Source organism: Halorientalis pallida, from assembly GCF_004118325.1.
In the GTDB taxonomy this organism is placed as follows: domain Archaea; phylum Halobacteriota; class Halobacteria; order Halobacteriales; family Haloarculaceae; genus Halorientalis; species Halorientalis pallida.
On the sequence record NZ_RDFA01000005.1, the window covers coordinates 416788 to 427316 of the forward strand.

The following is a 10529-nucleotide window of genomic DNA, read 5'->3' on the forward strand; positions in this document are numbered from 1 at the left end:
TTGCACAGCAGCGAAAACGGGAACAGCCCCTCAGTCGTCCGAGGTGATCTCGCCGTAGTTCGGCACTTCGGCGTCCGGATTTTCGGAGATCCCGCCGCCGAAGGTCGAGAGACTCGGATTCTCGCTGGCCAGCACATGCTGACACAGGGCCGTCGCGAGATGGACGGGGACGGCGTTGCCGATTTGCTCGGTGACGGCCTTCTTCGTCGACCCACAGATCTCGTAGTCCGCCGGGAAGCCCTGGGCTTGCTTCAGCTCTTGGGGTTTGAGCATCCGGTAGCGGACATCCAGCCCCCACGGCCACGCTTCAGGGACACAGAGGGCGAAGCGATCACGGGTTTCCACAGCTCCGAGTGGCTCGTCGACGGCGCCGGCGTCGGACTGGCCGTGGTAGTCCACGAGGAACGGGTTTGCCACCCCAGCCGGGCTCTTCGACGCTGGCACAGTCATCAGCGGCCGCTCGATCGAGCGCGTTCGGGGCCGTTGACCGTCGCGACCGTTGTAAAGCGGACAGAGGTACGGCTGACCGAAGCCGAACACGCCGCCTTTGGCCGTCGTGATCGTAGGGAGTGGCTTCTCGAGATCGAGTGAGGCCCCACCGTGGGAGTACCGAAGCAGCGTCGGCGAAACGAGGTAGCCGTCCGTGTTTTTCGCGGTGACAGTGTGCATCGGTCGCGTCTCGGGCTGATAGAGAGGGTTCGAGTGTAGGCCACGCTGGAAACCGTTCCGGGGCATCACGAGCGGGCGCGCTTCCACTTTCTGATGCCCGCCACGGGTCGCGATTGTCGGGACGGGCTTGTCAGTCGACACTGGGCTCGCTCCGTCCTGTTGTCGGAGAAGGTACGGGGCTGAGAGGCCGACGCCACCGGTAGTGGGACACCGCACGAGGAACGGTTTGTCGACGGCCTGGGCCACAGTCGCCGCATCGTCCAGCGGAACAACCCGGGAGGTCCGAAGCTCCCGGACGTCGTCGCGACCAAGGTCGGCCAGCGCGTCGGCCAGCGGCTCGTAACGGTCGGGACAGTTTTGGCGGATCCCCTCTGCGATCCGCTGCATCGTCGAGTTCTTCAGCGGCTTCTTCCGGGGGGCATCGATATCCCGGGTAAAGATCGACCCACCGGGATCCGCCCAGTCGATGATCTCGGCTGCGGGCCGATGATCGGCGAGGTCGTCGTCGTCCTCTGCGGAGTGGGTCGGCTGGGGGAACGTCGGCTGCTTGGTCCGGCTCGCGACGATGAACAGCCGCTCGCGGCTCGTCGGATCGCCGTAGTCTGCGGCGTTCAGGATCCGGTGCTCGACCGTGTAGCCGAGGGCCTCGAACATCCCGACCCACTGCTTGAAGATCGACCCGTCCCGTGTGGGTTGGCCGTCGACGACGGGACCCCAATCGCGGAACGGCGGGACGTTCTCGAGGAGGACGTTCTCCGGACGGAGTTTCTCGACCCAGTCGAGGACGTGCCACGCAGAGGCCCGCTTTTGCTCGCGAACAGGCTTGCCGCCGCGCGCGCGACTGAAGTGGACGCACTCGGGACCGCCGACCAGGAGGTCGACAGTGCCCGGCTCGACGACGTCGGGCGGATGGAGTTCCTCGATCTTGGCGTGGTAGTGTTCGGCCCACGGATGGTTCGTTTCGTGGGTTTCGATGGCGGGCTCCCAGTGGTTGATTGCGTGGAGGTCGACGTCTTCGCCGGGTGTCTGGCCCAGCTGTTCACAGGCGAAGCCGGCACCAGTCGAGAAGCCGCCGGCACCGCAGAACAGGTCGACAACGGTCGTTGCGCTAGTCATCCGACTCACCCTCGGGGTGACGGCACTCCTCGCAGCGGTCCGCGTTCGGGACCACCTCTCGCTGGCCACAGTCCACGCAGGGCGGCGCGATATCCGCGAGGTGTTGGACGGTATCGTCTTCTGGTTCGCCGACGTGCGGTGCTTCCTCTTGGTGGATATGATCGAACGTCATTCGACTCCTCCACCCGACTTGAGGAAAACAAACTCAACTCCAAGGCCAGCAAAGTGGTCGTGGAGGGTTACCGATATCGAACCTGTAGGGATAGATGAGGGTGGTTCACCAGAAAGTCTTTGTCTGTAGATAGAACAACATGTGGTATGACGGCGTGGGAGTACAAGATTATCGAACTCTCGGATGGAGGTTTCTTGGGTGGTGGCGACGAAGTCTCAGAGGCGCTGCTCAATGATTTAGGCGAGGACAGATGGGAACTCGCTACAGCACTTACCGGGTCCAGGAGGAGCCTTGGTGGTCGGCCAAAAAGCACGACAGACGCGCTGGTATTCAAACGGCCAAAGGAGTGAGTGGGCCTCAATGCTTGAACTGTCAGGTACGCCTTGATTCGGCGTTTGATTCAGTGACAGCGCCCAGTTGCTGTTGCTCGGTCGCGAGGTACTGATCCGGGACTTCCTCGAAGGCGCCGAGATTGGCTTGTTCGGTCGACTCGATGTCGATGTCCGGTCGGTCAAGCTGCCAGCGGGCCTGGTCACGCTCATAGCCGGCATCGAACGCGGAAAGTTCACGGGTTCGGGCCGGCGCTGCGACGGCTTCCAGTTCCTCAGCGCGATCGCCCAACCAACCCATCTGCTCGAACATTCCATCGAAGTCCTGCTCCTGGAACGGGAAGCGCACGGACGCCTTCGGCGGGAGAGCCGTGTGTGTCTCCCGCCCAGTTTCCAGCGCTGTCGGTCGACCCTCGAAGATCCCCCGCTCGCGAAGGGCGTCAACATAGTCGCTCCCGGCGAGGACGACCAATTCCCGGCAGGGGGACTTCGCCTGATCGGCACAGAACGGTCGGCGAAGCCAGTCGGACAACCCAGAGTGGACCCTTCGGGCCCACCTGTCCAGTTTCGTCGTGACGGGATCGCCCGAGGGCAGTTCGAATCGTGGCTCGCCCTCGATTGGCACGTCGCGAAGGTCGTCGATAGTCGTGTCGTAGGGTGCTGTCTCCATCCGGGCAGGCAAAATCCCGTGTTCGGCGGAGAGTACAGCCCAGGCGTTCGCCCGCCTGTCGGCTGTTCTGGCCCACTGGACGGCGGCCTCGGCATAGCGGCGCTTGACTGCAAAGTATGACGATGTATACAAGTTGCGAGCCTCGACGGGTTCGTCGGTTTTTGCGTCGCCACAGCCAACGAGGACGAACCGGCCACGCGTACGCTCAGGCGCCATCGGCCTCCCACCGCTCGGCGGGATCGAGCTTCCGAACCTCGGCGACGCGGCGGTTCCGCTCAGGCGCGAGGAACTCTGCAGTACAGCCGGGGCACGCCCGGACCTGCGTGACGCCGACGTCGAAAACGAGCGCCTCGAACTCGTACTGGGCCGGTTCGCTACATTCTCGATAGAACTCGCACTCAACTGGATTGATCTCGATCTGTTCGTCGGTCGCCTCTGCTGAGTCGGTGGCCATGAACGAAATCCTCCACCCACTCGGGGAGAACAAACAGACGGCGACAGTATTGTCAAACCCAGTCGAGTACCATGGTAAACGGCCCCTCCCAGTCTCTGGCCTGCTCGGGCGCGTTGTCGTGTGCCCAGAGCTGTTTGGCTTTGCAGGACCCGTCGTCGTACAGACTTCCGCTTTCGTCAGTCGCATCCTCGGCTGGGACGACGAAGTGTTCGCGCTTCTCGGCCGGAACGAGACGGCCCTTGTGCCAGGTCTGTGGGATGAAGGTCACGCGTACCCGGCTGGACCCGTCACACTTTGGCGGATCTGGAACCAGATCGAGCAGGTCCAACCGTCCGGCGATGTCGGTGTGCTGGCTGAGCCACTGGCGGGCTTCCGCGATGGCGTCGTTGATATGCTCCTGATCGAGCGAATCGCTCCGGCCCCACTCGGCGCCGTCTTCGATCACGGTCGCGCAGGCTCGCGCGATGATCTCGCTAACACGGGAGTCCTCGGCGTAGCCGGTGACGCCCTGTTGAGCGGTCTCCAGTTCGCGGTACAGCATCGACTCGGTGCCGGTCTCCTGCTCACGCTTGTGGACGGCACAGCGCAGGTGGGCGACGGCGTCCAGCAGGTGTCCCAGCTGGGAGTCATCCTGGATGTCGTCTTGGACTTGCTTCCGGAGCGGGATCGAATCGAACTCACGGGCGGCTCGGCGGGCGAGATCGGTCTGCTTCTCGGCCCCGAAGGTCGTCTCGGCGACGGTCATCGCTGATCGACCTCCTGCATGACTGGGCGAGTTTCGGGCCACTGCTGTCCGGCGAAAATCGCGCCGGACTGTTGGGCGTTTCGATGTTCGGCTTCAATGTCACGTTCTATGTTGTCGGTATGGTCTGGCGATGCGTCACCGCGTTGCTCGTCGGTACTCATGGTGAAAAAGCCTCCAGCCAGCAGGGGGAGACAAACTCAGGTTGCTGTGAGACTCATCCGGGCATTGGAGCCCCTGTGCTGAATACAACGCGCGTATGCAGCATTCCTGTGGATAGCACCTCCTGATCGTCAGGTCCTCCCCTTCAACGGCTTATGATAGAGTGCGAACCCAACGACCGCAGATAGACACGCGATAGCGTTTCCCTGCCAGGGAGGATTCCCGGGTGTGTTCTGGAGCACCGACAGCGTCGCCCACAGATTGGGGAGATAGAACAGCAGAATGACTGCTGGCAGCGCGTACAGTGCCCATCGGCGGTCGCTCCGGAACGGAAAGACCAGCAGCACCAGAATTACCACGCCGACAGTGAACCAGCCGCCGCCGGCGACGGTCATCAACGCCGAAATTAACACCTGATTCGCTGCCTCGACTTCGCCCCAACCCATCGAGAGTGCGTCGGCGTGATACGGCATGAACGATTGCTTGACGGCGTAGATGCCGCCGAGGACCAGGCTTACGATGGCCGTGATGCCGTACGATAGTCCAGCCGCCCGCTTCCGAAGGCTATGATCGGCGAACACAGTGAATCTCCTCGACATGATCTACCAGTTACAACCGAGTATGGATTTGCCCAACATCTTGGTGACACAGTCGACTGTGAGATGACTCGATTCGGGTGGTTCGGGAGTAACATCGACGCCAGCGTACGTGTCGGGTCACGCCGTGGATGCAACTGCGCGGTCGTCCAGCATGACGAACTCAACACGTGACCGTGCGACCAGCGTACTCTCCGGGTCGTTTTCCGGGTCGTACGGCATTCCGAACTCGTGGGTGTCCGGTAACTCGAACAGTTCGACTTCGATCGCTAGTTCGTCCCGCTCACTGCTCGTCGTTCGGTCCCGAACCACTGCATGAGCGGTGACACCCTGTGTCGCACTCTTCTCGAAGGACACGTCCATCGCTGTGGTGTACGCCTTCCCACCAGGCGTGCCGTACTCCCGCCAGACGGCAAAGAGGCCCGCCATATCCATCACACTCGTGAGCACGCCACCGTGGACGTGCCCCACTGGCGTCCGTAGCGTCTCCGCGTCCGGAATCTGCATCCGACAGATGTCCTCGTCGGTTTTCGCTTCCACGAACGTCAGTCCCAGATACTCGTAGAAATCGACGGCATCGAGAACCTGTTGGTAGACCTCAACTGCACTCATGACCGATCACCGCCACACTGTCGGGGTCGCTGACTCGGGATACGTCGTGTCGGCCCAACAGATCCGCACGCACGCTGGCTGTCGTGCCGGTCCAATCCGTCGCTGAAGTGTACTGGTGTGACATGCAAAGCAACTAGAGCGGAGAGTTTGGGGTACGACTTTGCCCAACATGTTGGACAAACCGATTCCTCGGGATCACGCCCACATCAGTATGTGATGCGACGGAAACTGTGTCCCCGACTGAAGTACAGGACCGACTCGACGGAACCGAGAAACCGGAGGTGTCGAGAATGAACGCACATCTCGGATCACCGATCAGAACTGGATCGGAACTGGCGACGGAACTTCGGCGCCGGAGTCGCGTGCTGTTCGCCGTCGCGCTCGTCAATCTCGTCCTCGCAGTGGTGTTCACCGCGCTGCTGCAACTGGACGGTCGCACCATCCTCGGACGGAACGTCTGGACCAAACCCTGGAAGTTCGCCACCTCTATCGCCATCTTCACTGCGACGGTGGGCTGGCTGATCCCCTCGCTGTCGCTGGCCGACCGCGTCGAGTGGCTCGCGACCAGAACCATCGGCGGGGCCATGCTCGTCGAGATCACCCTCATCTCGACCCAGGCCGCCCGCGGCGTGCAGTCGCACTTCAACAAGGCGACCGCTCTCGACACCGGTATCTTCGCCGTCATGGGCACGACGATCACCATCAGCACGCTCGTCGTGGTCTACGTCCTGTGGCGCACCGTCCGTGACCCGCCAGACCTCGCACCCGCGTACCTGTGGGGTATCTGGACCGGATTCTTCCTGTTCGTCCTCGCGAGTTTCGAGGGCGGGCTGATGATCGCCAACGGCTCTCACAGTGTCGGCGCACCCGCCGACGGACCCGGACTGCCGCTGTTGAACTGGAGTCTCACCGGCGGTGACCTCCGTATCGCACACTTCGTCGGCCTCCACGCGTTGCAGGTCCTCCCGCTGACTGGCTACGTCGCAGCACGCTGGGACGACCTGTCGACCCGCCAGTCGCTCGGCGTCGTCGGCGTCGTCGCAGTCGGCTACAGCAGTCTCGTGGGTGGGGCCTTCGTCTGGGCGCTGCTCGGAAACCCGCTCGTGATGTCGCTTCCCCTCCCGTCGATGACGGGCATCTTCGACGGGAGTTTCCTGCTGGTCGCGCCGTTCTGGGGACTGATGATCCTCGCACCGACCTGGCGCGTGACCGAGCGAGTCGTCGCCTCGCCGCTGCTCGCCGTTCCCGCCGCCCTCCTGTACCTGCTCGTCATCGTGCCCCAGTTCGGCCCGGTCGTGAGTGGCGCCCTCTCGCCGTCACTCGCCGGGATGCAGTCACTCCTCGCGACGGCCGCCGGTACTACCCTCGCGTGGGTCCACTTCCTCGCGTTCGACCTCTTCGTGGGCCGGTGGATCTACCGCGACGCACGCCGCCGAGGACTCCCGTGGCTCGTCGTTTCCCCGCTGCTGGTCGTGACACTGTTGCTGGGACCAGTCGGGTTCCTCGGCTACTGCGTGGTCCGTGTCACGACGGCCGAGGTCCGGACGTCGACCGCCACTCCGAATCCGGGAAGTGACTAAACTGTCCCACACTGGGTCCTCTTTCTCGGCGGCCTCCACGGATGAGACCCGAGACTGACTGGCCCGGCCCCTGGGCCGAGACTGACCCACAACCTGTTGTGGGTTCAGCAGAAACGAGTCCAACAGGAGGGGTCGGTCTGCTTCGCGCACGCTTCCGGATGACGCTGCCCGAGGACATCTGGGTTGCAGAGGTGTCCACATCGTTTCCGGATGCGACGTTCCGACTGCTCACTGGCGTCCCGAAAGGTGACCGGGCGATCGAACTGGGCGAAATCCTGGCCGACGATCCCGAACTCGCGGCCGCTGCACTCCGGGACCATCCCGACATCGTCGCCTACGACCGACTGCTCGTCGACGACCAGCGAGCCATCACCCAGTACGAGGCCGAAGAACAGCGCCTCTATCAGTTCCTCTGGGAGTCGTCGCTGCCCCCGGAGTTCCCGCTGGATGTCGAGAACGGCGCGATGGAGTTCGACCTGACCGCGACACAGGCACAGTTCGAGGCGTTCGGCGAGGTACTCGACGCCACCGGCCTCCAGTACGAACTCCTGACGGTCGTCCACACCGACGACGAGGAGTCGCTTTTGACCGAGCGCCAGCGCGAGTGTCTGACCGTCGCCCAGCGCCGCGGCTACTTCGACGTGCCACGGGACTGTACGCTGGCGGAACTGGCCGACGTGCTAGACGTGGATAAATCGACGGCGAGCGAGACCATCCGCCGCGGGACTGCCCGCGTTCTCGAACAGTTTCTCGTCGGGCACGAGTGACCGTCGCCCCGACTGTCCCGATGGGTGATATGGAGTCGGCCTCTCCGGTTCGTCAGCCCTGTCCACGCAGTCGGTAGCGTTCCACGATTACAACCTGTCGACGCCGTCGATGGGCTCTCGAAACGTCACAAGAGACTACCGGGAGGAGTTTTTTCAGCCCAGCAATCCGAGTGCATCCAATTCCTCACGGACAGCATCCAGAGCCCGATGCGCATCGCCGGGATCTTTGCCACCGGTGATAACGACCTTGCCTGATCCGAACAGCAGCAAGACGACATCGTGATTTTCGAGTCTGTAGACTAACCCAGGGAACTGTTCTGGTTCGTATTCGACCTGTTCGAGGCCAAGTCCGATAGCCATCGCGTTGAGATTTAGATTCGTACCCAGATCGCCAGACGAGACGATATTTTGCACAGTAACGTCTGGTTCGTCTGGCACGTCGATATCAAGATCGCTGAACGCATCGAAGACGACATCCATGCTCCCGTGTACAGCGTCCACACTCTCAGCACCGGTACAGACTATTTTACCAGACCGGAAAATGAGTGCCGCTGCTTCGGGGTCGTTCGTCCGGTAGACTAGTCCGGGAAACTGTTCGGGATCGTAGTCTGCCCCGTCCAGATCGAACGCGACGCTGTCGAGATCCAGTTCCTGACCGATACTGGTCGATGCGACGACGTTCTCGATTGAAATAGATTGTTGTACGGACATTGTATGCTCTCCCGATACTCAGTAGAACTCTCGAACGAGGTTCATTGCGTCGTCGGGCGCACCGTCGGGAATGCTTGCCATGGAGTCAGTCAGGCCTTCACGTTTCTCGAAAGGCACCGACTGGTCGTTTTGGTAGATCACGCCCTGATATTCCTTGTCGGCGTCCAGAATCTTCCCCTTGGCGTCGCCGTAATCGGTCGGGTCGTGGCCGGTTTCGCCGAGATCAACGATGGTGTCGCGGAAGTAGTCGTAGGTGTCCACGTCGTTGAAGGTGACACACGGCGGGTAGACGTTTACGAACCCGAAGCCATCGTGTTCAACTGCTTTCTGTACGATCTCTGTGTGGCGCTGAGAGTCAGAACTGAACGACTGGGCGACGAACGTGCCCCCGGCAGCCAGGGCTAGCGCCAGCGGGTTGACCGGGGGCTGTTTCGGCCCGTCGGGGGACGTCGAGGTCTCGAAGTCCTCCCGCGAGGTGGGCGAGGCCTGCCCCTTCGTGAGGCCGTAAATTCGGTTGTCCATGACGATGTAGGTCATGTCGACGTTCCGGCGGACGGCGTGGATGAAGTGGCCCGCACCGATGGAGTAGCCGTCGCCGTCGCCGCCGGCGACCATCACTTCGAGGTTGGGGTTGGCCAGCTTCGTCCCGATGCCCACGGGCAGCGCGCGGCCGTGGACGCCGTGGAGCGCGTAGCTGTGCATGTAGGTGCCGATCTTCCCGGAACAGCCGATGCCGGCGACGACGAACGTGTTGTCGGGGTCGTTGCCCGTGTTCGCCAGCGCCTTCATCATGCCGTTCATGGTCCCGAAGTCACCGCAGCCGGGACACCAGGTCGGTTGCTTGTCGGATTTGAAGTCCGTGAATCGAATGTCTGAGCTCATTGGTTCAGTCTCGAGGTTCTGTGTTCTCTATACTGTTGCTTGGGTCGGTTCTCCCGAACGAGAGAGGTTGTACGAGGCACTCATTTTGAGTGCCTGGGCGAGGCCGTCTCGATCTCGCTCACTCCAAGTTCGGCGATTTCGGCAGTTATCGGCGGTGGCAGTGTTTCGATTGTATCGACACGCTGTGGATTGATCGACACACCGTCGATTTTGAGAGCCACCAGTTTCCCACGGCTCCCGTGGGCAGCGACCTCGAACTCGAATGGACGGTCTCGGTCGTCGACGGCTTTGACCCAGACTTTTGCGAGTCCGTTCGCGCTCTCCCAGTGGACGCTGTCGACGACGGTGAGGCTGCCGGCAGGCGGGACACACGAGGAGCCACACGCGGGACAGCGAGCCAGGTGCGGCGCTGTCCCGACGTAGTCGTACTCGGCATCGCACTGGTAACACTGTAATGCGACCGTACTCATCGGTGGTCACCCGTCATTAGAGTCGCCCCGCTCGTCCGGGATCGACATCGATCGCATCGACCGGACAGACATCGACACAGAGCATACAGTCGATGCACTGGGCTTCGTTGGCCGGATCAGCCTTGATCTCGCTCTCCGGGTGGTCTGGCGTGTCTGTCCACTCGAACACGTCGACTGGACAGTCCTCCAGACACGCTCCATCGGCGATGCAGATGTCGAAATCGACGGCCACGTGGGTGCCGTGAATGCCCAACGTTTCTGGTTCGTCGACGGGTCCCCAGACCGTGTGGCCCTCGTGCTCGTCGGCGACATCGCGGCTGGTCTCGAACGTCGGATCGATTCCCATTGAGATTGTCTCCTGTATGATCTGCTCTCTTGCCTACTACCCGAGCGAGCCCTCCATCTCGAGTTCGATGAGACGGTTGAGTTCGACTGCGTACTCGATGGGCAGTTCTTCCGTAATCGGCTCGATGAACCCGGCGACGATCATCTGCTTTGCGTCGTCGTCGTCCAGGCCGCGGCTCTGGAGGTAGAACACGTCCTCGTCGCCGATCTTCCCGACCGTGGCCTCGTGAGCCACGTCGACCTTGTTCTCCT

Annotated in this window: 16 protein-coding genes; 3 read left to right on the forward strand and 13 right to left on the reverse strand. The window is 62.1% G+C overall.

Annotated features, from left to right (window positions below):
* Nucleotides 1-30: 30 nt before the first annotated feature.
* Nucleotides 31-1785 (reverse strand): DNA cytosine methyltransferase, encoded by a 1755-nt coding sequence (locus EAF64_RS15525; protein ID WP_129069890.1) that lies wholly within the window; start codon nucleotides 1783-1785, stop codon nucleotides 31-33.
* Nucleotides 1778-1957: a hypothetical protein gene (locus EAF64_RS15530; protein WP_129069891.1), complete on the reverse strand. Its 180-nt coding sequence runs from the start codon at nucleotides 1955-1957 to the stop codon at nucleotides 1778-1780. The genes EAF64_RS15525 and EAF64_RS15530 overlap by 8 nt, the downstream gene beginning before the upstream one ends.
* 146 nt (nucleotides 1958-2103) lie before the next feature.
* On the opposite strand from EAF64_RS15530, the gene EAF64_RS15535 reads away from it, so the two are divergent.
* Nucleotides 2104-2307: a DUF4177 domain-containing protein gene (locus tag EAF64_RS15535; protein ID WP_129069892.1), complete on the forward strand. Its 204-nt coding sequence runs from the start codon at nucleotides 2104-2106 to the stop codon at nucleotides 2305-2307.
* A 22-nt stretch (nucleotides 2308-2329) separates the two neighbouring features.
* On the opposite strand, the gene EAF64_RS15540 is transcribed toward EAF64_RS15535, so the two are convergent.
* The 6 genes from EAF64_RS15540 to EAF64_RS15560 all read right to left on the reverse strand — a co-directional run bounded on the left by EAF64_RS15540 (nucleotide 2330) and on the right by EAF64_RS15560 (nucleotide 5522).
* On the reverse strand, nucleotides 2330-3172 hold the full coding sequence (locus tag EAF64_RS15540) for a DUF6884 domain-containing protein (protein ID WP_129069893.1): 843 nt from the start codon (nucleotides 3170-3172) through the stop codon (nucleotides 2330-2332).
* Nucleotides 3162-3410, reverse strand: a complete 249-nt coding sequence (locus EAF64_RS15545) for a hypothetical protein (protein ID WP_129069894.1) — start codon at nucleotides 3408-3410, stop codon at nucleotides 3162-3164. The genes EAF64_RS15540 and EAF64_RS15545 overlap by 11 nt, the downstream gene beginning before the upstream one ends.
* Before the next feature lie 52 nt (nucleotides 3411-3462).
* The gene (locus tag EAF64_RS15550) at nucleotides 3463-4155 is read right to left on the reverse strand and encodes a hypothetical protein (RefSeq protein WP_129069895.1); all 693 of its coding nucleotides are present in this window, start codon (nucleotides 4153-4155) and stop codon (nucleotides 3463-3465) included.
* Entirely contained in the window at nucleotides 4152-4316 is a 165-nt protein-coding gene (locus tag EAF64_RS21095) for a hypothetical protein (protein ID WP_193767717.1), read from the reverse strand. Before EAF64_RS21095 ends, EAF64_RS15550 begins: the two co-directional genes overlap by 4 nt.
* 129 nt (nucleotides 4317-4445) lie before the next feature.
* Nucleotides 4446-4913, reverse strand: a complete 468-nt coding sequence (locus EAF64_RS15555) for a hypothetical protein (RefSeq protein ID WP_227739007.1) — start codon at nucleotides 4911-4913, stop codon at nucleotides 4446-4448.
* A 117-nt stretch (nucleotides 4914-5030) separates the two neighbouring features.
* Nucleotides 5031-5522: a PaaI family thioesterase gene (locus EAF64_RS15560; protein WP_129069897.1), complete on the reverse strand. Its 492-nt coding sequence runs from the start codon at nucleotides 5520-5522 to the stop codon at nucleotides 5031-5033.
* A gap of 290 nt (nucleotides 5523-5812) precedes the next feature.
* Here EAF64_RS15560 and EAF64_RS21460 point away from each other — a divergent pair, with 290 nt between their 5' ends.
* Nucleotides 5813-7102 carry an ABA4-like family protein gene (locus tag EAF64_RS21460; protein ID WP_227739008.1) on the forward strand — a complete coding sequence of 430 codons (1290 nt, stop codon included), beginning with the start codon at nucleotides 5813-5815 and terminating at the stop codon, nucleotides 7100-7102.
* A gap of 158 nt (nucleotides 7103-7260) precedes the next feature.
* The gene (locus EAF64_RS15570) at nucleotides 7261-7869 is read left to right on the forward strand and encodes a helix-turn-helix domain-containing protein (protein WP_227739009.1); all 609 of its coding nucleotides are present in this window, start codon (nucleotides 7261-7263) and stop codon (nucleotides 7867-7869) included.
* A 153-nt stretch (nucleotides 7870-8022) separates the two neighbouring features.
* Here the strand turns inward: EAF64_RS15570 and EAF64_RS15575 are convergent, their stop codons facing one another.
* The 5 genes from EAF64_RS15575 to EAF64_RS15595 form a co-directional block, all read right to left on the reverse strand.
* Nucleotides 8023-8580 (reverse strand): TATA-box-binding protein, encoded by a 558-nt coding sequence (locus EAF64_RS15575; protein WP_129069898.1) that lies wholly within the window; start codon nucleotides 8578-8580, stop codon nucleotides 8023-8025.
* An 18-nt stretch (nucleotides 8581-8598) separates the two neighbouring features.
* Nucleotides 8599-9462 carry a 2-oxoacid:ferredoxin oxidoreductase subunit beta gene (locus EAF64_RS15580; protein ID WP_129069899.1) on the reverse strand — a complete coding sequence of 288 codons (864 nt, stop codon included), beginning with the start codon at nucleotides 9460-9462 and terminating at the stop codon, nucleotides 8599-8601.
* Nucleotides 9463-9542: 80 nt separating this feature from the next.
* Nucleotides 9543-9932 (reverse strand): hypothetical protein, encoded by a 390-nt coding sequence (locus EAF64_RS15585; protein WP_129069900.1) that lies wholly within the window; start codon nucleotides 9930-9932, stop codon nucleotides 9543-9545.
* Between the two features lie 16 nt (nucleotides 9933-9948).
* A complete protein-coding gene (locus EAF64_RS15590; protein ID WP_129069901.1) occupies nucleotides 9949-10278 on the reverse strand; it encodes a 4Fe-4S dicluster domain-containing protein in 330 nt (109 codons plus the stop codon).
* 36 nt (nucleotides 10279-10314) lie between these two features.
* Nucleotides 10315-10529: SufD family Fe-S cluster assembly protein (locus tag EAF64_RS15595; protein ID WP_193767718.1), on the reverse strand; the 215-nt coding region annotated here is incomplete at its 5' end.

Coding starts and splice junctions, on each gene's coding strand:
- EAF64_RS15525 (WP_129069890.1), bottom strand. CDS start 1,785: ATGACTAGCGCAACGACCGTTGTCGACCTGTTCTGCGGTGCCGGCGGC.
- EAF64_RS15530 (WP_129069891.1), bottom strand. CDS start 1,957: ATGACGTTCGATCATATCCACCAAGAGGAAGCACCGCACGTCGGCGAA.
- EAF64_RS15535 (WP_129069892.1), top strand. CDS start 2,104: ATGACGGCGTGGGAGTACAAGATTATCGAACTCTCGGATGGAGGTTTC.
- EAF64_RS15540 (WP_129069893.1), bottom strand. CDS start 3,172: ATGGCGCCTGAGCGTACGCGTGGCCGGTTCGTCCTCGTTGGCTGTGGC.
- EAF64_RS15545 (WP_129069894.1), bottom strand. CDS start 3,410: ATGGCCACCGACTCAGCAGAGGCGACCGACGAACAGATCGAGATCAAT.
- EAF64_RS15550 (WP_129069895.1), bottom strand. CDS start 4,155: ATGACCGTCGCCGAGACGACCTTCGGGGCCGAGAAGCAGACCGATCTC.
- EAF64_RS21095 (WP_193767717.1), bottom strand. CDS start 4,316: ATGAGTACCGACGAGCAACGCGGTGACGCATCGCCAGACCATACCGAC.
- EAF64_RS15555 (WP_227739007.1), bottom strand. CDS start 4,913: ATGTCGAGGAGATTCACTGTGTTCGCCGATCATAGCCTTCGGAAGCGG.
- EAF64_RS15560 (WP_129069897.1), bottom strand. CDS start 5,522: ATGAGTGCAGTTGAGGTCTACCAACAGGTTCTCGATGCCGTCGATTTC.
- EAF64_RS21460 (WP_227739008.1), top strand. CDS start 5,813: ATGAACGCACATCTCGGATCACCGATCAGAACTGGATCGGAACTGGCG.
- EAF64_RS15570 (WP_227739009.1), top strand. CDS start 7,261: ATGACGCTGCCCGAGGACATCTGGGTTGCAGAGGTGTCCACATCGTTT.
- EAF64_RS15575 (WP_129069898.1), bottom strand. CDS start 8,580: ATGTCCGTACAACAATCTATTTCAATCGAGAACGTCGTCGCATCGACC.
- EAF64_RS15580 (WP_129069899.1), bottom strand. CDS start 9,462: ATGAGCTCAGACATTCGATTCACGGACTTCAAATCCGACAAGCAACCG.
- EAF64_RS15585 (WP_129069900.1), bottom strand. CDS start 9,932: ATGAGTACGGTCGCATTACAGTGTTACCAGTGCGATGCCGAGTACGAC.
- EAF64_RS15590 (WP_129069901.1), bottom strand. CDS start 10,278: ATGGGAATCGATCCGACGTTCGAGACCAGCCGCGATGTCGCCGACGAG.